The organism is Pseudomonas sp. 7P_10.2_Bac1 (genome assembly GCF_025465935.1).
In the GTDB taxonomy this organism is placed as follows: Bacteria; Pseudomonadota; Gammaproteobacteria; order Pseudomonadales; family Pseudomonadaceae; genus Aquipseudomonas.
Genome location: NZ_JANLNV010000090.1, coordinates 1 through 23,736 on the forward strand (window position 1 = coordinate 1; position 23,736 = coordinate 23,736).

A 23,736-nucleotide genomic window follows, 5' to 3' on the forward strand; every position below is an offset into this window, starting at 1 on the left:
TATTTTTTTTAAAAAAAAAAACCCCCCCCCCCCCCCCTCGCTCCTACAGTGCTTTTGGCGGTCTGAAAACCCTTAGTTCCTTTAACGCTAACGCTATAACTCACTCAATTGGCTGTACCAATACATAACAAACAGCTGTTTGAAAGATGTTCCATACCTAACAGCAAAGCCACGGCCCGCCTGATTGTCAGACAATTCAAGCGCTTCCACTTGGGTCTAATTTCCTCCTGGCAGAGCCTTTCAACGGCTGTTGCGCATCGCACGCCACCCCAACGTGATTATTTATATAAAAATTATAAAAAAGTTCATGCCCCATACATTAATAAAAGGTATTGGCACAGCGGTTGCTTTATCAAAGTTAACAAACCTTAACAGTGACAGAGCCTAGTTAATAAGATCCCGTTGTAACCATGCAGTACCTGAGCCGCGTGCGGACGCTGTTTATCCGCACTGGGGGAGCGGCTTGCTTGAAAAAAGTGATTTGCCAGGGTCGACACAACCCAAACCGGAGTCATGAGGGGCCCATAAGGCCATTCCAATAAACATCTAAAAAAGTCGGAAGGAACCATGCAGAATAAGCATTCTGTCTTTAACTTGAAGCCGCTTGTTGCCAGCCTGCAACGGCATCGTTTTGTGCCGTTGTATGTCGTCGCTCTGGGGATGAGCGCTGGCCAGCTTCAGGCGGCTGAAACCAATGCAGCGGATGATTCAACTGCAACAACAGTCAGCGCCGGCAGCAATGCAGCGGCACCGACCACTCAACTGCAACGCGTTGAAGTCACCGGTACGGCGATTCGCCGGGTCGATGCCGAAACCGCCGTGCCCGTGACCATCCTCAACATCGAGCAGTTGCGCAATGAAGGTGTGACCACCACCGCGCAAATCCTGCAACGTGTCACCGGCAACCAATCGACCATCGTTGCCGCCAGCTCCGTCGGCTCCTCATCGGGCGGCTCAAGCTTTGCCGATATGCGCGGCATTGGTTCCAACAAGACCCTGGTGCTGCTCAACGGCCGCCGCCTGGGTAACAACGCCATCGACGGCTCGGCAGTCGACATCAATACCATCCCCTTCGCGGCCATTGACCGCGTAGAGATCCTGCGCGACGGCGCATCCGCGTTGTATGGCACTGACGCCATTGGCGGGGTAATCAACTTCATAACCAGAAAGTCCCTGACCGACGGCACCCTGACCCTGGGCGGTGAAGTTCCAGGCCACAGTGGCGGCGGCAACAGCCATGATCTAAACGCCAGTTGGGGCTACGGCGATCTGGAGCAAGACCGCTTCAACGTATTCGGCGTGATCGGCTACAACAAGCAAGACAGCTTGAAAGCCAAAGATCGTTCGTTCTCGAACAATTACGTCCCTGGCCGCGGCCTGGACCAGACTTCGGGCGTGTCCTACCCGGCCAACTACAGCCAGAACGGCGTGACCACCAACCCACTGTCCGCCAGCAACTGCGATGGTCCCAACCTGGTTGCACGCCAGGGCGTGTGCCGCTTCAACACCCGCCCCTACCAGGACCTGTTGCCAGAAACCGAAAAGACCTCATTCTTCGGCCGCGCCACCGGCAAAATCACCGATGACGACAACGTCAACCTGGAGTACTTCTGGGCACGCAACAACAACTCGGTTGATATTGCCCCCGCGAACTTGCTCGGGGTGACGATGGACCCGACTTCGCCGTACTTCCCGGGCAATGGGATTACCCCAGGCTCCACCAGCGCATCTTTCGACCCGACCCAACCGATTGGCCTTAACTGGCGCGAAACCGCCGCCGGCGGGCGCTCAACCAAAGACCAGAACACCAGCCAGCGGGTCGTGCTGAGCTTTGATGGTGTGGCCAAAGGCTGGGACTACAACCTCGGCGCTTCGTACAACCAGAACCAGGTCACCGAAAGCCTCACCGGCGGCTTTATCAGCGACTCGGCCATGCTCGACGGGATTGCCAACGGCATCATCAACCCGTTCGGCCCGCAAAGCGCAGCCGGTCAGCGCCTGATCGACGCCAACCAGTACCGTGGCCAGTACATTTCTTCGGTAGGCCGCGTGTCGGGTATCGATGGCCGTGCCAGCCGCGAAGTGGGCGACTGGTTCGGTGCAGGCCCGGCCGGGCTGGCCATCGGTGGCGAGTACCGCCATGAGGCTTACCAGCAAAGCTACGCAGCATTCGCAGACGACCTGGCCAGCCTTGGCGTGGACCCTAACGCCCGCGTCTCGGCCGATCGCAACGTGAAGGCGGTGTACACCGAGCTGAACGTGCCAGTGCTGGATACCCTGGAACTGTCGGCCGCCGTGCGTCACGACAAATACAGCGACTTCGGCAGCACCACCAACCCGAAATACTCGTTCCGCTACCAGCCGGTCAAAGAGTTGGTGGTACGCGGTGCATACAGCGAAGGCTTCCGTGCCCCATCGCTGTATGAGTTGTACAACCCGGAGTACCTGACCTACACCCAGGGCTTCTACAACGACCCTAAACTGTGCACCAACGGCGTCGTGCAACCGGGCGGCGATGCTGGCCGCGATTGCGGTCAGCAGTTCCGCCGTCGCACCGGCGGCAATACCAACCTGTCGCCAGAAACGGCGCGCAACCTGACCCTGGGCTTCGTTTATCAGCCTGTTCGCGACCTGTCGGTGGGCCTGGACTTCTGGTGGATCCACATCGCCAACCAGATCGCCGAGTTCCCGGAATCGACAGTGTTTGACGACCCGAACGCCTATGCCGATCGCTACATCCGCAACAACGACGGTTCGATCAACTACGTGCAAACCGGCAACGCCAACCTGGGTGCGGTTAAAACCAGCGGTGTCGACGTCAGCGCCGATTACAAATTCCCGAACACCCCTTACGGTCAATTTGGCCTGGGGCTGCAAGGGACCTACGTGTCGCGCTATGACTACCAGACCACCATTGGCGGCAGCTACACCGACAACGTGAGTGCGTTTGAAGGCGTTGGCGTGATTGCCCGCTGGAAACACGTGTTGAGCGGCACCTGGAACCTGGGACCTTACCGCGCCTCGCTGGTTAACCGCTTCACCAGCAGCTACAAGGACTTCGACCCGGACACTCATCACAACGTCGCGTCGTACACCCTGTGGGATCTTTCTGCGGGCTACACCTTCGACAAAACCATCGATCTGGACGTGGGCGTGAAAAACCTGTTTGACCGCGACCCGCCGTTCACCAACCAGGCTGTCAACTTCCAGAGCGGTTACGATCCACGCTATACCGACCCGCTGGGCCGTACCTTCTTCGCCCGTGCGACTTACCACTTCTAAGTGATAGCCCCCTGTTGGAGCGGGCTTGCCTCGCGATCGTTTGATCGATAAAAACGATCGCGAGGCTCGTTCCAACAGGCTCCCCACGCGGCACAAGGAAATCCCCTCATGTCTTCATTTTTAATGCCCCTGCTCCGCTCGCTGCTGGTGCCTGCGCTGTCGTGCGTGTGCCTGAGTGTCAGCGCCGCACCCAGCCAGGCGTTGACGGTCTACGGCGAGGCGCCCAAATACCCCGCCGGTTTCCAGCACTTCGACTTTGTGAACCCCAACGCGCCCAAAGGCGGTTCACTAACTCGATCAGCGATGGAAATTGGCCAATTCAATTACATCGTTCCTTATATCGACCAGGGCACAGGCGTTGTGCAGGTCGATGACTGGCTGTACTCGCCGCTGGCATTCCGCTCACTGGACGAGCCCTACACGGTCTACGGCCTGATCGCGCAGCAAATGGAACGCGACCCGGACGGCCTGTGGGTACGCTTTTACCTGAACCCCAAAGCCCGATTTGCCGACGGCACACCGATCACTGCCCAGGACGTCGCCTTCACCTATAACACCCTGATGACACAAGGCAGCCTGGGCTACCGAATGCTCTATGGCGAGGTCAAGGATGTGGTTGTCGAAGGCTTGCGGCAAATCCGCTTCGACTTCAAGAGCAATCAGAACCGCACCCTGGCGCTGGACCTGGCCAGCCTGCATATCCTGCCCGAACACTGGTGGAAAACCCGCGATTTCACCAATGGCGGCGGCTTTGAGCCGCCCCTGGGCAGCGGCCCGTACACCGTGTCCAACGTCGACCCTGGCCGCAGCATCAGTTTTCAACGCAACCCCGACTGGTGGGCCAAAGACTTGCCCGTCAGCAAAGGCATGTACAACTTCGACCGCCTGACGGTGAACTTCTACAGCGACACCGACATTGCTCGGCAACTGCTCAAGGCCGGTGCGTTTGACTACAACCGTGAGTTCTCGGCCACCGGTTTCAGCATCGGCTATCAAGGCCCGGCCCTGGCCGATGGGCGCCTGCAACGCGGGGTCTTTGCCAAAGACAAACCGGGAGCGCCCCAGGGCTTTGCCTTCAACCTGCAAAACCCGTATTTCCAGGACCGCCGCGTGCGCCAGGCCCTGAGCCTGCTGTGGGACTTTGAGTGGACCAACAAGCAGATGATGCGCAATTTCTATGTGCGTCTGCAGAGCTACTTCCCGAAAAGCGACATGGCCGCCACAGCCCTGCCCGATGCTCGCGAACTGGAGATTCTTGAACCCTTGCGCGGCCAGATCCCGGATGAGGTGTTCACCCAGGTCTACCAGGCCCCCAAAACCGATGGCAGCGGCTACATCCGCGACAAGCAGTTGCAAGCCCTGGCACTGCTCAAGGAAGCCGGCTGGACACCCAAGGACAACCAACTGGTAAACGCCCAGGGCGAGCCGTTCAGGTTCACCTTCCTGGATGGCCAGGGCGGTTTTGACCGCATGATCATGCCGTACAAGCGCACCCTGGCGCAGATCGGCATCACCATGGATATTCGCAAAGTCGACTCTGCGCAATACATCAACCGCCTCAACGCCCGCGACTACGACATGATCGTGGTGGCCTTCCCACGCAGCGGTCAGCCCGTGGTTTCACCGGGCCGCGAAATGTATGACATGTTCGGTTCCGGCAGCGCCACCCAGGTCGGTTCATCCAACTCGTTCGTGTTGCGCAACCCGGCCGTCGACACCCTGCTCGACGGTCTGGTGCAAGCCAACAGCCGCGAAGAAATGGTGCACTACGCCCGCGCTCTGGATCGCGTCCTGCAATGGGGCTACTACATGATCCCCAACTACTACTCCATCGGCACCCCGACCGTGTACCAGAACCGCTTCGGCCGCCCCGCCATCGAGCCAAAGTTCGATGAGGGCCTGGACACCTGGTGGGAAGTCAGCAAAACCGCGCAAACCAATGCGCAGATGAAGGAGCATTAAGGTGCTGCATTACATCAGTCGTCGTTTATTGCTCATCATCCCCACCTTGCTGTGCATCCTGGTGGTCAACTTTCTGATCGTCCAGGCCGCACCCGGCGGCCCGGTTGAACAAGCCATTGCCCGTTTGCAAGGCTTCAGCGGCCCCGGCGTTGGAGGCGGCGGCGGTGAAATGGCCGCCGGGGGTTCCGGCGCCAGCCGCAGCAGCCGTGGCCTTGACCCGGCCCTGATCGAAGAAATCACCAAGCATTACGGCTTCGACAAACCCATGCACGAACGCTTGTGGCTGATGCTCAAGAACTACGCGCAACTGGATTTCGGCAACAGTTTTTTTCGCGGCGCCAAGGTCACCGACCTGATCCTGCAGAAGCTTCCGGTGTCGATCTCGCTGGGCTTATGGGCCACTTTGATTACCTACCTGATCTCGATCCCGCTGGGCATCCGCAAGGCCATTCATAACGGCAGCAAATTTGATATCTGGACCAGCACCGCGATCATCATCGGCTATGCGATGCCGGCATTTCTGTTCGCCATTTTGCTGATCGTGGTGTTCGCCGGTGGTAGCTATGTGAGCTGGTTTCCGATCCAGGGCATGGTCTCGGATGATTTCGACAGCCTGAGTTTTTTCGGCAAGATCGCCGACTATCTCTGGCACATGGTGCTACCCGTCAGTGCTCTGGTGATCGGCGGCTTTGCGACGTTGACCATCCTCACCAAAAACAGCTTCCTCAACGAGATCAGCCGTCAGTACGTGGTCACTGCCCGCGCCAAGGGGTTGACTGAAAAACGTGTGCTCTATGGGCATGTGCTGCGCAACGCCATGTTGCTGGTGGTAGCGGGCGTGCCCCAGGCACTGATTGAAGTGTTCTTCGCCGGCTCCCTCCTGATCGAGACCATCTTCAACCTCGATGGCATCGGCCGCATGAGCTACGAGGCGGCGATATCCCGCGACTACCCGGTGGTCTTCGGCACGCTGTTCCTGTTCACCCTGTTCGGGCTGTTGATCAAGTTGATCGGCGATATTTGCTACACCCTGCTCGACCCCCGTATCGACTTCTCGGCGAGGACTGCCTGATGTTTACCCTCTCTCCCCTGAGCCGTCGCCGCTTCGCCCACTTTCGCGCCAACCGACGGGGCTGGTGGTCGTTGTGGCTGTTTGTCGGCCTGTTTGTGGTGTGCCTGGGCGGCGAGTTGATCGCCAATGACAAACCCTTGGCCATTCACTTCAAAGACCAGTGGTACTTCCCCATCTTTTCCAACCACCTTGAAACCGACTTTGGCGGTGAACTGCCCTTCGAGCCGGATTACCGCAGTGATTATGTGCGCAAACTGATCACCGACCAGGGCGGCTGGATGCTGTTCGCGCCGATACCCTTCAGCTCCGACACGGTCAATTACGACCTCACGGTGCCGTCGCCTAGCCCGCCGAGCACCACCAACTGGTTGGGCACTGATGAACAGGCTCGCGATGTGCTGGCGCGGGTGATTTTCGGCGCGCGGATTTCAATTCTGTTTGCCTTGATCCTGACTGCAGTGAGCGCTGTGATCGGCATCACGGCCGGCGCCTTTCAGGGCTTTTACGGGGGGCTGGTGGACCTGATCGGCCAGCGCCTGCAAGAGGTCTGGGCCGGATTGCCGGTGCTGTATTTGCTGATCATCCTCTCGGGCTTTATCGCCCCGAGCTTTTGGTGGCTGCTGGGCATCATGGCGCTGTTTAGTTGGCTGGCACTGGTGGACGTGGTGCGCGCCGAGTTCTTGCGCGGGCGTAACCTGGAATATGTAAAAGCCGCACGGGCACTGGGCTTGACCAACGGTGCACTGATGCGCCGGCACATTCTGCCCAACGCCATGACCTCGACCCTGACCTACCTGCCGTTCATTTTGACCGGCGCGATTGCCACCCTCACCGCCCTGGATTTTCTCGGTTTCGGCATGCCGCCGGGCACCGCCTCATTGGGTGAATTGATTGGCCAGGCCAAGCGCAACCTGCAAGCCCCCTGGTTGGGCCTGACCGCGTTCTGTGTGCTGGCGCTGATTTTGTCGTTGTTGGTGTTTATCGGCGAAGCCTGCCGTGACGCCTTTGATCCACGGAGTTGATATGAACGACGCACTGATTGAAATACGTGACCTGCGTGTCGGGTTTGCCGGGCGCGAGGTCGTTCACGGGATCAACCTCGACATCCGCCGTGGCGAATGCCTGGCCTTGGTCGGTGAGTCTGGCTCGGGCAAGTCGGTAACCGCCCACTCGATCTTGCGCCTGCTGCCGGGTAAAAGCGTCGAAACCCAAGGCAGCATTCGCTACGACGGCACCGATCTGGTCAGCGCCAGTGATAGCCAGCTGCGCAGCCTACGCGGCAACCGCATCGCGATGATTTTCCAGGAGCCGATGACCTCGCTCAACCCGCTGCACACCGTTGAAAAGCAAATCAGCGAAGTGTTGATCACTCACAAAGGCCTGAAAAAACGTGCGGCACGCACCAGAACCCTGGAGTTGCTGGAACTGGTCGGCATTCGCGACCCTGCAAGTCGCCTCAACGCCTACCCGCATCAACTGTCGGGCGGCCAACGCCAGCGGGTGATGATCGCCATGGCCCTGGCCAACGAGCCTGAGTTGCTGATTGCCGACGAACCCACCACCGCGCTGGACGTCACCGTGCAGCAAAAGATTCTTGAGCTGCTGATCGACCTGCAACAGCGCCTGGGCATGTCGTTGTTGCTGATCAGCCATGACCTCAACCTGGTGCGCAAAATCGCCCAGCGCGTGTGCGTGATGCGCGGCGGCGAGATCGTCGAGCAAGCTACCTGTGAGCAATTGTTCAGCGCTCCGAAGCACGCCTACAGCCGCATGCTGATCGATGCCGAACCCACTGGCAGCCCGGTGCCTGCCAACGTCCAGGAGAACCTGTTGCAAGTGGACGATCTCAAGGTCTGGTTTCCCTTGCCCAAATCACTGTTCAGCCGCGAACGGCAGTACGTCAAAGCGGTGGACGGCGTCAGTTTTGCTCTGAAAAAAGGTCGCACCCTGGGGATTGTCGGAGAGTCCGGCTCGGGCAAATCCACGCTGGGGCAGGCGGTGCTGCGGCTGGTGGAGTCAGAAGGATCAATCCGGCTGGACGGCCAGTCGTTGGGTGGGCTCAACCAGGACCAATTGAGACCGTTGCGTCGCCATATGCAGGTGGTCTTCCAGGACCCGTTCGGCAGCCTGAGCCCGCGCATGTCGGTGCAGCAGATCATCAGCGAAGGCCTGCTGGCCCATGACATTGGCACCGTACAGGAACGGGAAGCCGCAGTGATTCGGGTGCTGCAAGAAGTGGGGCTCGACCCGGAAAGTCGCCACCGCTACCCCCACGAGTTTTCGGGGGGGCAGCGCCAGCGGATCTCCATCGCCCGCGCGCTGATCATGGAGCCGGAACTGATCCTGCTCGACGAGCCGACCTCGGCGCTGGACCGCACCGTACAAAAACAGGTGGTGGAATTGCTGCGCGACCTGCAAGCCCGACATGGCCTGACCTACCTGTTTATCAGCCATGACTTGGCGGTGGTGCACGCCTTGGCCCACGACATGATCGTGATCAAGGACGGCAAAGTGGTGGAACAAGGTGATGCGCAAACCCTGTTCGCCAACCCGCAGCACCCTTACACCCGCGAGCTCTTACAGGCCAGCAGCGTGACGGTCTGACCCGACCTGTAGGAGCGAGCGTGCCTCGCGATCTGTTGATCGCTGAAAAGATCGGGAGACAAGCTCACTCTTACATGGAAGTTTTATTTTTTTACAAAGTTTTACCAAAACTGGCACAGAATTTTCTTGTCATTGCGCGTTGGCAATTCGCCGGTTGAAAACACAGCTTCCGGGGTGCGTAACCCGCACCAATTGCGAACGCGGACGTAAAAAACTGTCCACATTCAGTGCAACGGCAGACCAAAAGTCATGTCATTGACCAGCTGTACAAAAGGAATAACAACGATGTCTGATGTGCGCCCGCTGCAAATGAACCCCCGCCCTTACGCCTGCGCGCTCGCCGCGTGTACCCCGCCAAGTACCGACACCTAGCCTGAAGACGCTATCACGCAGCTGTTCACCATGAGCGCCTGATAGACGCCACGCACTCGCTTGATCCCCCCATTGGCCGACTCTGCCCGAGCAGCCAACGCGGACCGCTTTGCTTTGAATAAAGGTCAGACATGTCTGAATTTGACGCTATTACCGTTCCTCCCAAACGGCCTTGGGGCTTTGTATGGCATTACGTACGCCTGTACCCGAGCTGGTATTGGGCCATTGCTGCATTGCAAATCGGCGCCGCCATGACCGCCACCCTCATGCCCTATGCCATCGGCCGTATTACCGGGGCCGTGAGTGACGGTCTGTGGGACCACGCCGACCTGTGGCAGGCCAGCCTGCCCGCCCTGGGCTTGCTGTTCGGCCTGGCCGTAGCACAAATGCTCTGCGCCCGTGGTGCGACGCTGTGCCTGATCATGGTCCGGCCACAACAGAAAATACGCATCGTGCGTGATCTGTTCGCCTATTTGCAGCGCCATTCGGCCCGCTATTTCGGTGAGCATTTTGCCGGCAGCCTGGCCCATCGCATTGGTGAGGGCAGTATTGGCCTGCTGGAAATCACCTGGAACCTGGTGGTCGACATGCTGCCGATTCTGGTGGTGCTGGTCACCAGTCTGGTGCTGCTGACGCTGGCCTCGCCCTGGTTGGGTCTGTGCTTGCTGATCTGGGTGGTGGCTTACACCTTGTTGGCGTTTGTGCTGTCGCGCAAAGCACAGGGGCTGGCCGCGGATCACGCCAAGGCACGCAGCATGACCACCGGCAAAATCGTCGATGCGGTCAGCAACCTGGCCAGCATTCGCCTGTTCGCCCGCCAGGACTTTGAACTCGATTACCTCAACCTCTACCAGACTCAAGAGAAACAAGCCGCCCAGCGCTCGTTTTTCTACCAGGAGAAAATCCGCCTGCTGCAGGACAGCCTGTCGATTGTGCTGCGGGTCGGTCTGGTCGCTATCGCTTTGTACCTGTGGCATCTGGGCCAAATCGATGTCGGACAGCTGGTGATGGTCGCCACACTGGGCCTGATGATCGTGGCCCAGTGCAGCTATTTGAGCATGCAGTTCATGCACTTTTTCGAATCGGTCGGCAACATCCAGAACAGCATCGACACCCTGCTCAAGCCACATGAAATGCCAGACCGGGACGACGCCCAGCCCGCGCGCATTACTAAAGGCGCAATCCAGTTTCGTGACGTGAATTTCGGCTACAGCGCCGACAAGCCGATCTTTAAACACTTCAACCTGAACATTCCGGCCGGTGAGCGCGTCGGGATTGTCGGTCTGTCGGGCTCCGGCAAGTCGACCTTGCTCAACCTGCTGCTGCGCGCCTACGACCCACAGCAAGGCCAGGTCGAAGTCGATGGCGTTGACATCCAAACCATGACCCAGCAATCGCTGCACAGCCATATCGGCCTGATCCCGCAGGAACCCGGGCTGTTTCACCGCTCGCTACGGGAAAACATCGGTTATGGCGACGTAGCCGCCGATGAGACCCAGATTGTTCTGGCAGCCAAACGTGCACACGCCCATGACTTCATCCTGCACATGCCCGAAGGCTACGACGCCCTGATCGGTGAGCGCGGCGTCAAATTGTCGGGCGGTCAGCGTCAACGCATCGCAATTGCCCGCGCCCTGCTCAAGAACGCCCCGATTCTGGTGCTCGATGAGGCCACCGCCAGCCTCGACTCAGAAACCGAGAGCCTGATCCAAAGCAGTCTGGACGACATCATGGCGGACAAGACGGTATTGGTGGTTGCTCACCGGTTGTCCACCATCGCCCATCTTGACCGCATCGTAGTACTGGATAACGGATTAATAGTTGAAGACGGCAGCCATTCGGCATTACTTGAACGTAAAGGTCTTTACTTCCGTTTGTGGCAGCACCAATCCGACGGTTTGTTGAGTGAAAAAGATGCATCGCAAGATGAATTATTGGCCACGTCATAACAAAGGCGCGCCAATCCCTAATAAGTACGACTCTTTATAAAGGCGTACTTATTACAACACCTCCCAAACTCCCCGTGTTTATTAACCCAAGGCTCTGACTACTATTAACCAGAGCTTTGTTCTAAAAGGACACTCATCATGAGTAACGCACAATCGTCGCTCAGACGATTTATGCAAACGTGTTCAGATACCTCAGCCTTTATTTCATTGCGCCTGGTTGAACAGCAATCGCAATCTTTGGCCGTGACTCGCAATATTATTGAACCGCCTTCGCTGCGGCATACTTGCGGCGTCATGGTCTGCGTTCAAATAGAGGGGCAGCAGGCTTTTGCTGCCACCAGCGACATCAGTGAATCGGGTTTGCAACAAGCCCTTGAGCGCGCCCGGCACATCGCCAAATCCCTGCCCGGTCGCGGCCTGCTGCACTACCCTACCCCGCAAACACACGGTGTGCAGAGCCATTACCGCTCACCCGAACTGGACCTGCCGCTGCCAGACACCGCCGAGTGGCTGGCCCTGTTAATGGAAACATCGCAACACGTGCCCACAGACTCGCGACTGGTGCATTGGTCGGCCCGTTTGCGTGTGGTGCAGGAACAACAGTTGTACCTGGACAACCTCGGCAACGAGATTCTGCGCAGCCAGCAACAGTTGTATCCCGAGATCAGCGTCAATGCCTTCGACGGCCAACAAAGCCAGCGCCGCACCTATGACGTGGCCCAGCAAGGCAGCGCCAATATCGTGAGCCAGGCCAACCTGGCCGAGCAGGCCCGGCGGGTCGCCGATGAGGCACTGCAATTACTGCTCGCCCCCAACACCCCGCAAGGCAAGCGCGACGTGCTGTTGATGCCGGATCAGATGATCCTGCAAATCCATGAGTCCATCGGCCATCCACTGGAACTGGACCGTATTCTCGGCGACGAGCGCAACTACGCCGGAACCAGCTTTGTGACACCGGACATGTTTGGCCATTACCGCTATGGCTCCGACTTGCTCAATGTCAGCTTCGACCCGGGCGTGACTGGCGAACTGGTCAGCTACAGCCACGACGACGAAGGTCTCAAGGCCGAGAAACACTTGCTGATCAGCCAGGGGATTTTGCAGCGCCCGATGGGCGGCGCGTTGTCCCAGGCCCGCAGCGACTTGCCGGGCGTTGCCAATAGCCGTGCTTGCAGCTGGAACCGGGCACCGATTGACCGCATGGCCAACCTCAATATCGAGCCGGGCGATCAGTCGCTGGAGCAACTGATCGGCGGGATCGAGCACGGCATTGTGATGGCGACCAACCGTTCCTGGTCCATCGACGATGCGCGCAACAAGTTCCAGTTCGGCTGCGAATGGGGCCAGTTGATCGAAAACGGCGAACTGGGGGCAGTGGTCAAAAACCCGAATTATCGCGGGATTTCGTCGCAGTTCTGGCGCAACTTGAGCGCGGTGGGCGATGCCTCGACCAACCGCATCATGGGCACGCCTAATTGCGGCAAGGGCGAACCCAACCAGGTCGTCACCGTTGGCCACGCTTCGCCGGCCTGTGTTTTCAGTCAGATTGATGTGTTCGGAGGCCAGGCCTGATGAGCAATTGCCGATTCGCCAGCCAGTTCAAGGCGCTGGAACAATGGCTGAAAAGCCAACTGCACACCGACGAACAGTTCACGCTGTGGTTTGAAGCCGAAGACAGCCAGTTCGTACGTTTCAACCATGGCAAAGTGCGCCAGGCCTATCCGGTGCTGCAAATTGAGTTGAATGTGCGCCTGATCCGCAATGAACGACACAGCAGCGCGCAACTGAACCTGAGCGGTGAGTTTGAACAGGATGTACTGACGCTCGGCCAGACCTTGAGCCAGCTTCGTTCAATACTCGATGTACTGCCCGTCGACCCGTATTTATTACTTAACACGCAAACCTGGACCAGCGAACGCCAAGTGCCCGGCCAATTGCCCGAGTTGCAAACCGTCATCGATACGATCTGTGACTTGAGCCAGGGCCTGGACATGGTCGGTATTTATGCCGCAGGCACGCTGTATCGCGGGTTTGCCAATAGCTGGGGCGCGTTTGGCTGGCATCAATGCGCCAACGCGTTGTTCGACTGGAGCCTGTTTGATGCCAGTGGCGAAGCCGTAAAAAGTACTTACGGTTCAGCCACTTGGGACGCTGAAGCCTTAAGCGCCGTCTTTGCTCAGGCCCGCGAACAACTCAAGCATTTGAGTACGCCACGAATCAGCCTCAAACCGGGGCAATACCGGGCCTACCTGGCCCCTGCAGCTCTGGAAGAAGTACTGGGTTTGCTCTCTTATGACGCGTTTTCGGCCAGGTCTTTTGCTAACCGTCAGAGCGCGTTACAGCAGTTACAGCTGGGTACACAGCAGTTATCTCCTCTGGTCAACCTGCGCGAGCAGCCGTCAACCGGCTTCCAGCCGGGTTTCGGCCATGACGGTACGGCACGCCAGGACGTCGACCTGATCCAGGCTGGAAAACTGGTCGGGCAACTGGTCAATTCACGCTCGGCCGCCGAATACGGCTTGCAGGCCAATGGTGCAGACCGCCAGGAAAAACCTCATTCACTGGTCATGGCAGCAGGTGAACTGGCCACCTCCGACGTGCTGCGTGAACTGGGAACGGGCTTGTACATCAGTAACTTGTGGTACTTGAACTATTCCGACGTAGGTTCCGCCCGCCTCACGGGCATGACCCGTTTTGCAACCTTTTGGGTCGAGGACGGGAAGATCGTCGCTCCAATTGAAACCATGCGCTTCGATGACAGCCTCTACAACCTGCTGGGCAGCAACTTGCTGGCCCTGACCCGTGAGCAAGCACTGTGCATCGACTCAGGCACTTATGAACGTCGCAGTCTGGACAGCCATGTGTTGCCAGGTGCTCTTATAGAGCATTTAACCCTGACCTTATAACTTCGCACTAATAACAGGCACACCCATTTACTTTGGTGCACTTTTTTTGACAAGCCACAACTAACGTCTGATTGTCCTACAAAGAAAGTGATTATCAACGCGTACAACTTAGACTTAAAAGGGTTGATAAGCCGCGTTAATTAAGTTCCACACTTATTAACGCGGCTCGCCGGATGAATTTGTCTGGATAAGTCTAAATATCCTGCGGGTAAAACGACTGAATGCTTGCTGTTGGCATAGCCGTTGCAATACTCAATTTAACGAATTTTTACAAAATTCCAGATCCTTTGACTTAACCAACAGGCACTCAACATGACCCTTTATTCCCGCAGTGGTTAATGCCTTTGACAGGTGAGCTTTCACTTGTCGGTACGCCATTGAAACAACCGTTGAACGCATAGTTCTCGTCCCTGCACGCAAGGGCGAACGGAGTCTTATTGCCCTTCATTTTGTCGAGGGACACTTAATGAGTAACGAGGTAAAACACACAGAACGGCCAGCCCCGGTCTTGGAAGCTGAGCGCGTTCAACAGTGGACTCACATTCCACATGTGCCCAACACCTCACAACCGGGCGGGCTGAGCAAGCCGCATATCCTGTTACTGGTGGGCGTGGTTGTGCTGTTGCACGGCAGCGCCTGGTGGTTTTTCCAGCGGGCCAAGGCCGAGCCGGTGATCACGCCACCGCAGATCCCGGAAATGACCGTCGAGCTGAGCAGCCCGGCGCCACCGGCACCGCCGGTCGAAGAGCCGCCGCCACCGCCTCCGCCACCAGAGCCCGAGGCGCCGCCAGAGGATGAAGATGCGGTCAAGCCGCCTCCCAAACCCGTGGAGAAGCCCAAGCCCATCGAAAAACCCAAGCCCGTGGTCAAGCCCAAGCCGGTGCAGAAGCCGCAACCGGTCAAGCCTGCGCCACCAGCACCTGCCGCGCCGCCCGCACCGCCGGCCCCGGCTGCTCCCGCCGCCCCGGCTGCAGCACCCGGCCCGGCCAAGGAAACAGCCGCGATTTCGGGGCTGGCCAGCCTGGGCAACCCGCCGCCGGAATACCCGGCCATCGCGTTGCGGCGTAACTGGGAAGGCTCGGTAGGCCTGCGTATCAAGGTGCTGCCCAACGGCCGTGCCGGATCGGTTGAGGTGATCAAGTCCAGTGGCAAACAAGCCCTGGATGACGCCGCGGTGGCCGCTGTACGTAACTGGAAGTTTGTCCCGGCCAAACGCGGGGACACGCCGATAGAAGGGTTCGCCACCCAGACCATTTCTTTCAAATTGCCGGAATAACCCCGCCGGGTTCCGACACTTATTAATTAGCGCGTTATTTAACCGCAGTGCGAGGTATAGCCATGAACGAGTCTCTGTCTTCCATGATCGTCCCGGGGGTACTTTGGGCCTTGGTGCTTTTTTCGGTGGTGAGTTGGGCGTTGTTGCTCATCAAGTCATCGCAATACCTGCGTCAGAAATCCCAGAACAACCAGTTCACAAAAGCTTTCTGGGCAGCCCCTGATCTGTTGACCGCCGCCGAACACGCCAGCCAATACCCCGGCGCCCTGGCCCGCATCGCCAACAGTGGTTTTGAAGCCATGATCGTCGATGACACGCCGCGTACCACTCAGCAACTGGCCAACACCATCAACCGCGCCGATCGTCTGGAGCGCAACCTGCGCCAGCAAATCCAGAAAGAACGTCGCGCCCTGGAAAGCGGCCAGGCGATCCTCGCCAGTATCGGCAGCACCGCGCCCTTCATCGGCCTGTTCGGGACCGTCTGGGGGATCATGGAAGCGCTGCAAAGCATCGGCGCCAGCGGCTCCGCCAGCCTGGAAACGGTGGCAGGTCCTATCGGCCACGCCTTGATCGCGACCGGCGTAGGTATTGCGGTCGCGGTCCCAGCGGTACTGATTTACAACTTCTTCCTGCGTCGCCTCAAGCTGGCCTCGGCCACCATGGATGACTTTGCCCATGACTTCGACGCCCTCGCCCATCGCAGCGCTTTCTCTATCGACCGCCAGGCCATATCCAACAAGCGCACCGCGGTGCGGGAGGCAAGCTGATGTCTTTCTCAACTCAAGACAGCGATGAAGTACTCAGTGAAATGAACGTCACCCCGTTGGTGGACGTGATGCTGGTACTGCTGGTGGTGTTCATCGTGACTACGCCGATGATGACCAACGCGATCAAGATCAACTTGCCCAAGACCGATGCCGTGGCCACCGAGCAGAAGAAAGACCCGGTGGTGGTAAGCGTTGATCAGGACGGCAAGTTCTTCCTGGCCAAGAACGAAGTGGCCCCTGAACTGCTGGAAACCAGCCTGCAGGACATCAAGGCCAAGGACCCTGAAGTACGGGTCCAGTTGCAGGCCGACGAAGGCGTCAATTACGGGCAAGTGGCCAAGGCCATGGCCTCGATTGAGCGCTCGGGCATCACCAAGATCTCGGTGATGACTGCTCGGTGATCTCAGAATTGGGCGCGCCCTTAACCCTCACCCCAACCCTCTCCCAAAGGGAGAGGGAGCTGATGGGTGGTGGTCTTGAAGCCGTATGCGATCAGTGCCCTCTCCCTCCGGGAGAGGGCCAGGGTGAGGGGCTTTTGATGCTGATTGACGCAGTAACCACGCAGTAACCCCTGCTGTAACCACGCCGCGCGCGAACGCTGTCAGTCCGCGCAGGGGAGCGGCTTGCTTGAAAAAAGTGTTTTGCCACGGGTCGACACAACCCAACTGGAGTCATGAGGGCTCACAAGGCCATTCCAATAATCGTCTGAAAAAGTCGGAATTAACCATGCAGATGAAGAGTTCAGGTTTCACCCTCAAACCGCTCGTTGCCAGCTTGCAGCGACATCGTTTTGTGCCGCTGTATCTGGTCGCTCTGGGGATGAGCGCAGGCCAGTTGCAGGCGGCAGAAGCGACTGTGAGCGACGACTCGAGCAGTGCTGTCAGCAGTGCCGCGGTGAGCGCCGATGCGACGGCCGCCCCCGCCCCTACCACGCAACTGGACCGCGTGGAAGTGACCGGTTCGGCGATTCGCCGGGTCGACGCAGAAACTGCCGTGCCCATCACCATTCTGCGCGCCGATCAACTGCGCAACGAAGGCGTGACCACCACAGAGGAAATTCTGCAGCGCGTCTCTGGCAACCAGTCGATTCGCAACCCTGCCAGCTCCGTTGGCGCCGCCACAGGGGGGTCGAGCTTTGCCGACATGCGCGGTATTGGCCCTAACAAAACCCTGGTGCTGCTCAACGGCCGCCGCCTGGGTAACAACGCCATCGATGGTTCGGCCGTCGACCTGAACACCATCCCGTTCGCCGCCATCGACCGCGTTGAAGTCCTGCGCGACGGCGCGTCCGCCCTCTACGGCACCGACGCTATCGGCGGGGTGATCAACTTCATCACCAAGAAGTCCCTGACCGACGGCACCCTGTCGCTGGGCGGCGAAGGCGCTGACGCCAGCGGCGGTGGCACCTCCAAGGACATGAGCGCCAGCTGGGGTTATGGCGATCTGGACAAGGATCGTTTCAACGTGATGGGCGTGTTCGGCTACAACAAGCAGGACGAATTGCGCGCCAAAGACCGCACCTTCGCCACCACCTATGCACCGGGTCGGGGTCTGGACCAGACCTCGGGCACATCGTACCCGGCCAACTACAGCCAGAATGGCGTCAGCTCCAACCCGTTGTCATCCAGCAACTGCAACGGCCCTAGCCTGGTCGCACGTCAAGGCGTATGCCGCTTCGATACCCGCAACTACTTAGACTTGCTGCCAGCGACCGAGAAGACATCATTCTTCGGCAAGGCCACTGGCAAGCTGACCGACGATGACAACGTCAACCTCGAGTACTTCTTTGCCCGCAACAACAACGCGACCCAAGTGGGCCCGGCGCCGCTGACAGGCCTGACCTTGGACCCGTCGTCACCGTTCTTCCCGGGCAAGGGTATTACGCCTGCGTCGAGCAACCCGAACTTCGATCCAACCCAACCGATCGACTTCAACTGGCGTGAAACCGCTGCCGGTGCTCGTCAGGCCAAAGACCAAAACACCAGTCAGCGTCTGGTACTGAGTTTTGACGGTACCGTTCAGGGCTGGGATTACAACGCTGGCGCCTCGTACAACGAGAACAAGGTCATCTCCAGCGTCACCGGCGGTTATGTGAGCGACGCAGCCATGATCAATGGCATTGCCGACGGCATCATCAACCCGTTTGGCCCACAAACTGCAGCGGGCCAGGCGTTGATTGACGCCAACCGCTACCACGGCCAGTACTCGTCGTCGGTGGGCCGGGTGACCGGGCTTGACGGACGCATGAGCCGCGAAGTTGGCGACTGGTTCGGTGCTGGCCCGGCAGGCCTGGCGATCGGTGGCGAGTACCGTCAGGAGGACTTCCATCAGAGCTATGAGCAATACGCCGCGGACATTTCCAGCCTGGGCGTCGACCCGAACGGCAGCGTCAAGGGCGACCGTAACGTCAAAGCGGTATACACCGAACTGAACGTGCCGGTACTGGACAGCCTGGAACTATCGGCCGCTGTGCGCCACGACAAATACAGCGACTTCGGCAGCACCACCAACCCGAAATATTCGTTCCGCTACCAGCCAATCAAGGAACTGGTCGTGCGTGGTGCGTACAGCGAAGGTTTCCGTGCGCCATCTCTGTATGAGCTGTACAACCCGGAATACACCACCTACACCCAGGGTTACTACAACGACCCCAAACTGTGTACCGGTGGCGTAGTGCAACCAGGCGGCAACGCTGCTCGCGACTGCGGCCAGCAGTTCCACAACCGCACCGGCGGCAACACCAATCTGTCACCCGAAAAAGCGCGCAACGTCACACTGGGCTTCGTGTACCAGCCAGTGCGCAACCTGTCGATGGGCCTGGACTTCTGGTGGATTCACATCGCCAACCAGATCGCCGAGTTCCCGGAATCAACAGTGTTTGACGATCCAAACACCTATGCCGATCGCTTCATCCGCAACGCCGATGGCTCACTGAACTACGTGCAGACCGGCCTCGCCAACCTGGGCGCAGTTAAAACCAGCGGTGTCGATGTGAGCCTCGACTACAAGTTCCCGAATACCCCATATGGCCAGTTTGGCCTGGGCCTGCAAGGCACTTACGTGTCGCGTTATGACTACCAGACCACCATTGGCGGCAACTACACCGACAACGTGGGCGCGTTTGAAGGCACTGGCGTGATTGCACGCTGGAAACACGTGCTGAGCGGTACCTGGAACCTGGGCGCCTACCGCGCCTCGCTCGTCAACCGGTTCACCAGCGGTTACAACGACTATGATCCGGACACTCACTCACGTGTAGCGTCTTACGCGTTGTGGGACATCTCGGGTGGCTACACTTTCAACAAAACCGTGGACCTGGATGTGGGGATCAAAAACATGTTTGACCGCAACCCGCCGTTCTCCAACCAGGCTTACAACTTCCAGAGCGGTTACGACCCTCGTTACGGTGACCCAATGGGCCGTACCTTCTTCGCCCGTGCGACTTACCACTTCTAAGTGATAGCACCCTGTTGGAGCGAGCTTGGCTCGCGATCTTTTGATCCTTGAAAGATCGCGAGGCTCGTTCCAGCAGGCTCCACACGCGGTACAAGGAAATCCCATCATGTCGTCACTCTTCCTGCCCCTGCTTCGCTCCCTGCTGGTGCCCGTGCTGTCGTGCGTGTGCCTGAGTGTGAGTGCCGCGCCCACCCAAGCGCTGACCGTATATGGCGAAGCAGCCAAATACCCGGACAATTTCCAGCACTTCGACTTTGTGAACCCCAACGCACCCAAAGGCGGCTCGCTAACTCGATCAGCGATGGAAATTGGCCAATTCAATTACATCGTTCCTTATATCGACCAGGGCACAGGCGTTGTACAGGTCGATGACTGGCTGTACTCGCCGCTGGCATTCCGCTCTCTGGACGAGCCCTACACGGTCTACGGTCTGATCGCGCAAAAGATGGAGCGCGACCCGGATGGCCTGTGGGTGCGCTTTTACCTGAACCCCAAAGCGCGCTTTGCCGATGACACACCGATCACTGCGCAAGACGTCGCGTTTACTTACAACACCCTCATGACCAAAGGCAGCCTGGGCTATCGCATGCTCTATGGCGAGGTTAAAGACGTGGTCGTCGAAGGCCCGTTGCAGATCCGTTTCGACTTCAAGAACAACCAGAACCGCACCCTGGCCCTGGACCTGGCCAGCATGCGGATCATCCCGGAGCACTGGTGGAAAACCCGTGACTTTGCCACTGGCGGTGGCTTTGAGCCGCCCCTGGGCAGCGGCCCGTATTCGGTGTCGCACGTGGACCCCGGCCGCAGCATCACCTTTGAGCGCAACAAGAACTGGTGGGGCAAAGACTTGCCGGTCAGCAAAGGCATGTACAACTTCGACCGCCTGACCGTGAACTTTTACAGTGACACCGACATCGCTCGCCAACTGCTCAAGGCCGGCGCGTTTGACTACAACCGTGAGTTCTCGGCCACCGGTTTCACTATTGGATACGACGGCCCGGCCCTGACTGATGGGCGCCTGCAACGCGGGGTCTTTGCCAAGGAGAAACCGGGCGCTGCACAAGGGTTTGTCTTCAACTTGCTGAACCCGTTTTTTCAAGACCGCCGGGTCCGACAGGCTTTAAGCCTGTTGTGGGACTTTGAGTGGACCAACAAACAGATGATGCGCAATTTCTACGTGCGTCAGCAGAGCTACTTTCCGAAAAGCGACATGGCCGCTACGGCCCTGCCCGATGCCCGCGAACTGGAGATTCTTGAGCCCTTGCGCGGCCAGATCCCGGATGAGGTGTTCACTCAGGTCTACCAGGCGCCGAAAACTGACGGCAGCGGCTACATCCGCGACAAACAGCTGGAGGCCCTGGCGCTGCTCAAAGAAGCCGGCTGGACGCCCAAGGACAACAAACTAGTGAATGCCAAGGGTGAGCAATTGAGCTTCACCTTTCTCGACGGCCAAGGCGGCTTTGATCGCATGATCCTGCCGTTCAAGCGCACGTTGGCGCAGATCGGCATCAACATGGACATCCGCAAAATCGACTCTGCGCAGTACATTAACCGGCTCAACGCCCGTGACTACGACATGATCGTGACCGGGTTTCCGCGCAGCGGCGATCCTATCGTCTCGCCGGGCCGCGAAATGTATGACATGTACGGCTCCAGCAGCGCCACCCGGCCTGGCACCTCCAATTCCATTGTGCTGCGCGACCCGGCTGTCGACAAACTGCTGGACGGGCTGGTGCAGGCCAATAGCCGCGATGAAATGGTGCATTACGCCCGCGCCCTCGATCGCGTCCTGCAATGGGGCTACTACATGATCCCCAACTACTACTCCATCGGCACCCCGACCGTGTACCAGAACCGCTTCGGCCGTCCGGCGCTGGAGCCCAAGTACGACGAAGGCTTGAACACCTGGTGGGAAGTCAGCAAAACCGCGCTGACCAACGCGCAGTACGAGAAGGCCAACCCGCCTGTTTCCAACACTCCGGCAGAGAATCACTGAGATGTGGCATTACATCAGTCGTCGCTTATTGCTCATCATCCCCACCCTGCTGTGCATTTTAGTGGTCAACTTTTTGATCGTGCAGGCCGCACCCGGCGGCCCGGTGGATCAGGCCATTGCCCGCCTGCAGGGGTTTAGTGGCGCTTCAGTCGGCGGCGGTGGCGGCGAAATGTCCGCCCACAGCTCAGGCTCCAGCCGCAGCAGCCGTGGCCTTGATCCGGCCTTGATCGAAGAAATCACCAAGCATTACGGCTTCGACAAGCCCATGCACGAACGCTTGTGGCTGATGCTCAAGAACTACGCGCAACTGGATTTCGGCAGCAGCTTTTTTCGTGGTTCCACAGTCACCGACCTGATTGTGCAAAAACTGCCCGTGACGATTTCTCTGGGGTTCTGGGCCACGTTCATCACTTATCTGGTGTCGATCCCGCTGGGCATTCGCAAAGCCATCCACAACGGCAGTGCGTTTGATATGTGGACCAGCACCGCAATCATCGTTGGCTACGCGATGCCCGCCTTCCTATTCGCCATTTTGCTGATCGTGGTGTTCGCGGGCGGCAGTTATTTGAGCTGGTTCCCGATTCAGGGGCTGGTGTCGGACAACTTCGACAGCCTGAGTTTTTTCGGCAAGATCGCCGACTACCTCTGGCACATGGTGCTGCCCGTCAGCGCATTGGTGATCGGTGGCTTCGCTACTCTCACCATCCTCACCAAAAACAGCTTTTTGAATGAAATCAGCCGTCAGTACGTGGTCACTGCCCGCGCCAAGGGGTTGACTGAAAAACGTGTGCTTTACGGCCACGTGCTGCGCAACGCCATGTTGCTGGTAGTTGCCGGGATTCCACAGGCGCTGATCGAAGTGTTCTTCGCAGGCTCCCTGCTGATCGAGACCATCTTCAACCTCGACGGCATCGGCCGCATGAGCTACGAGGCGGCGGTGTCTCGGGACTATCCCGTCGTGTTCGGCACGCTGTTCCTGTTCACCCTGTTCGGGCTGCTGATCAAATTGGTCGGTGACATTTGCTACACCCTGCTCGACCCCCGTATCGACTTTTCGGCGAGGACTGCCTGATGTTTACCCTCTCCCCTTTGGGCCGTCGTCGCCTCGCCCACTTTCGCGCCAACCGCCGAGGCTGGTGGTCGCTGTGGTTGTTTGTCGGCCTCTTCGTGCTGTGCCTGGGCGGCGAGTTGATCGCCAATGACAAACCGCTGATCGTGCATTACAAGGACCATTGGTACTTCCCGATCGTGGGCCACCACACCGAAGTCGACTTCGGCGGCGAGTTGCCCTTCGAGCCGGACTACAGCAGTGATTACGTGCGCAAGCTGATCAGCGATCAAGGCGGCTGGATGCTGTTTGCGCCTATCCCGTTCAGCTACGACACCGTCAACTACGACTTGAAAGAACCTGCGCCCAGCCCGCCAAGCACCACCAACTGGCTGGGCACCGACGAGCAGGCCCGGGACGTGTTGGCGCGGGTGATTTTCGGCGCGCGAATTTCAATTCTGTTTGCCTTGATCCTGACTGCAGTGAGCGCTGTGATCGGCATCACGGCCGGTGCTCTGCAAGGCTTTTACGGCGGCATGGTGGACTTGATCGGCCAGCGCCTGCAAGAAGTCTGGGCCGGGCTGCCGGTGCTGTATTTGCTGATCATTCTGTCGGGGTTCGTATCGCCGAGTTTCTGGTGGCTGCTGGGCATCATGGCGCTATTCAGCTGGCTGGCACTGGTGGACGTTGTGCGCGCCGAGTTCTTGCGCGGGCGTAACCTGGAATATGTAAAAGCCGCACGGGCACTGGGCTTGACCAACGGTGCACTGATGCGTCGGCACATTCTGCCCAACGCCATGACCTCGACCCTGACCTACCTGCCGTTCATTTTGACCGGTGCGATTGCCACCCTCACCGCCCTGGATTTTCTCGGTTTCGGCATGCCACCCGGCACCGCCTCATTGGGTGAACTGATTGGCCAGGCCAAGCGCAACCTGCAAGCCCCCTGGTTGGGCCTGACCGCGTTCTGTGTGCTGGCACTGATTTTGTCGTTGTTGGTGTTTATCGGCGAAGCCTGCCGTGACGCCTTTGATCCACGGAGTTGA

At 58.6% G+C, this 23,736-nt stretch carries 15 protein-coding genes; all 15 read left to right on the forward strand.

What is annotated here, in order from left to right:
- Nucleotides 1–567: 567 nt before the first annotated feature.
- The 15 genes from NTD86_RS21350 to NTD86_RS21420 all read left to right on the forward strand — a co-directional run bounded on the left by NTD86_RS21350 (nt 568) and on the right by NTD86_RS21420 (nt 23,736).
- Complete coding sequence (locus tag NTD86_RS21350; protein WP_262205267.1) at nt 568–3,282, forward strand: TonB-dependent receptor; 2,715 nt, start codon at nt 568–570, stop codon at nt 3,280–3,282.
- Nucleotides 3,283–3,390: 108 nt separating this feature from the next.
- Entirely contained in the window at nt 3,391–5,244 is a 1,854-nt protein-coding gene (locus tag NTD86_RS21355) for an extracellular solute-binding protein (protein ID WP_410017002.1), read from the forward strand.
- 1 nt (nt 5,245) lies between these two features.
- The gene (locus NTD86_RS21360; RefSeq protein WP_262205268.1) at nt 5,246–6,316 is read left to right on the forward strand and encodes a microcin C ABC transporter permease YejB; all 1,071 of its coding nucleotides are present in this window, start codon (nt 5,246–5,248) and stop codon (nt 6,314–6,316) included.
- Nucleotides 6,316–7,338, forward strand: coding sequence for an ABC transporter permease (locus tag NTD86_RS21365; RefSeq protein ID WP_262205270.1), 1,023 nt, complete (start codon nt 6,316–6,318; stop codon nt 7,336–7,338). Before NTD86_RS21360 ends, NTD86_RS21365 begins: the two co-directional genes overlap by 1 nt.
- Nucleotide 7,339: 1 nt before the next feature.
- Complete coding sequence (locus NTD86_RS21370) at nt 7,340–8,920, forward strand: ABC transporter ATP-binding protein (RefSeq protein ID WP_262205271.1); 1,581 nt, start codon at nt 7,340–7,342, stop codon at nt 8,918–8,920.
- A 503-nt stretch (nt 8,921–9,423) separates the two neighbouring features.
- Complete coding sequence (locus NTD86_RS21375) at nt 9,424–11,241, forward strand: ABC transporter ATP-binding protein (RefSeq protein ID WP_262205272.1); 1,818 nt, start codon at nt 9,424–9,426, stop codon at nt 11,239–11,241.
- A 138-nt stretch (nt 11,242–11,379) separates the two neighbouring features.
- Nucleotides 11,380–12,813: a TldD/PmbA family protein gene (locus NTD86_RS21380; protein ID WP_410017003.1), complete on the forward strand. Its 1,434-nt coding sequence runs from the start codon at nt 11,380–11,382 to the stop codon at nt 12,811–12,813.
- Nucleotides 12,813–14,147: a TldD/PmbA family protein gene (locus NTD86_RS21385; protein WP_262205274.1), complete on the forward strand. Its 1,335-nt coding sequence runs from the start codon at nt 12,813–12,815 to the stop codon at nt 14,145–14,147. The genes NTD86_RS21380 and NTD86_RS21385 overlap by 1 nt, the downstream gene beginning before the upstream one ends.
- 466 nt (nt 14,148–14,613) lie before the next feature.
- The gene (locus NTD86_RS21390) at nt 14,614–15,423 is read left to right on the forward strand and encodes an energy transducer TonB (RefSeq protein WP_262205275.1); all 810 of its coding nucleotides are present in this window, start codon (nt 14,614–14,616) and stop codon (nt 15,421–15,423) included.
- A gap of 62 nt (nt 15,424–15,485) precedes the next feature.
- Nucleotides 15,486–16,190, forward strand: a complete 705-nt coding sequence (locus NTD86_RS21395; RefSeq protein ID WP_262205276.1) for a MotA/TolQ/ExbB proton channel family protein — start codon at nt 15,486–15,488, stop codon at nt 16,188–16,190.
- A complete protein-coding gene (locus tag NTD86_RS21400; protein WP_262205277.1) occupies nt 16,190–16,591 on the forward strand; it encodes an ExbD/TolR family protein in 402 nt (133 codons plus the stop codon). The genes NTD86_RS21395 and NTD86_RS21400 overlap by 1 nt, the downstream gene beginning before the upstream one ends.
- 325 nt (nt 16,592–16,916) lie before the next feature.
- On the forward strand, nt 16,917–19,646 hold the full coding sequence (locus NTD86_RS21405) for a TonB-dependent receptor (protein ID WP_262205278.1): 2,730 nt from the start codon (nt 16,917–16,919) through the stop codon (nt 19,644–19,646).
- Between the two features lie 106 nt (nt 19,647–19,752).
- The gene (locus NTD86_RS21410; protein ID WP_262205279.1) at nt 19,753–21,642 is read left to right on the forward strand and encodes an extracellular solute-binding protein; all 1,890 of its coding nucleotides are present in this window, start codon (nt 19,753–19,755) and stop codon (nt 21,640–21,642) included.
- Between the two features lies 1 nt (nt 21,643).
- Nucleotides 21,644–22,714 (forward strand): microcin C ABC transporter permease YejB, encoded by a 1,071-nt coding sequence (locus NTD86_RS21415; RefSeq protein ID WP_262205281.1) that lies wholly within the window; start codon nt 21,644–21,646, stop codon nt 22,712–22,714.
- Nucleotides 22,714–23,736 (forward strand): ABC transporter permease, encoded by a 1,023-nt coding sequence (locus NTD86_RS21420; protein WP_262205282.1) that lies wholly within the window; start codon nt 22,714–22,716, stop codon nt 23,734–23,736. The genes NTD86_RS21415 and NTD86_RS21420 overlap by 1 nt, the downstream gene beginning before the upstream one ends.

What these genes read in the sequence shown, in the direction of transcription:
- NTD86_RS21355 (WP_410017002.1), top strand. Translation starts at nt 3,391, where the DNA reads ATGTCTTCATTTTTAATGCCCCTGCTCCGCTCGCTGCTGGTGCCTGCG.
- NTD86_RS21375 (WP_262205272.1), top strand. Translation starts at nt 9,424, where the DNA reads ATGTCTGAATTTGACGCTATTACCGTTCCTCCCAAACGGCCTTGGGGC.
- NTD86_RS21365 (WP_262205270.1), top strand. Translation starts at nt 6,316, where the DNA reads ATGTTTACCCTCTCTCCCCTGAGCCGTCGCCGCTTCGCCCACTTTCGC.
- NTD86_RS21380 (WP_410017003.1), top strand. Translation starts at nt 11,380, where the DNA reads ATGAGTAACGCACAATCGTCGCTCAGACGATTTATGCAAACGTGTTCA.
- NTD86_RS21410 (WP_262205279.1), top strand. Translation starts at nt 19,753, where the DNA reads ATGTCGTCACTCTTCCTGCCCCTGCTTCGCTCCCTGCTGGTGCCCGTG.
- NTD86_RS21390 (WP_262205275.1), top strand. Translation starts at nt 14,614, where the DNA reads ATGAGTAACGAGGTAAAACACACAGAACGGCCAGCCCCGGTCTTGGAA.
- NTD86_RS21350 (WP_262205267.1), top strand. Translation starts at nt 568, where the DNA reads ATGCAGAATAAGCATTCTGTCTTTAACTTGAAGCCGCTTGTTGCCAGC.
- NTD86_RS21385 (WP_262205274.1), top strand. Translation starts at nt 12,813, where the DNA reads ATGAGCAATTGCCGATTCGCCAGCCAGTTCAAGGCGCTGGAACAATGG.
- NTD86_RS21395 (WP_262205276.1), top strand. Translation starts at nt 15,486, where the DNA reads ATGAACGAGTCTCTGTCTTCCATGATCGTCCCGGGGGTACTTTGGGCC.
- NTD86_RS21405 (WP_262205278.1), top strand. Translation starts at nt 16,917, where the DNA reads ATGCAGATGAAGAGTTCAGGTTTCACCCTCAAACCGCTCGTTGCCAGC.
- NTD86_RS21415 (WP_262205281.1), top strand. Translation starts at nt 21,644, where the DNA reads ATGTGGCATTACATCAGTCGTCGCTTATTGCTCATCATCCCCACCCTG.
- NTD86_RS21420 (WP_262205282.1), top strand. Translation starts at nt 22,714, where the DNA reads ATGTTTACCCTCTCCCCTTTGGGCCGTCGTCGCCTCGCCCACTTTCGC.
- NTD86_RS21370 (WP_262205271.1), top strand. Translation starts at nt 7,340, where the DNA reads ATGAACGACGCACTGATTGAAATACGTGACCTGCGTGTCGGGTTTGCC.
- NTD86_RS21400 (WP_262205277.1), top strand. Translation starts at nt 16,190, where the DNA reads ATGTCTTTCTCAACTCAAGACAGCGATGAAGTACTCAGTGAAATGAAC.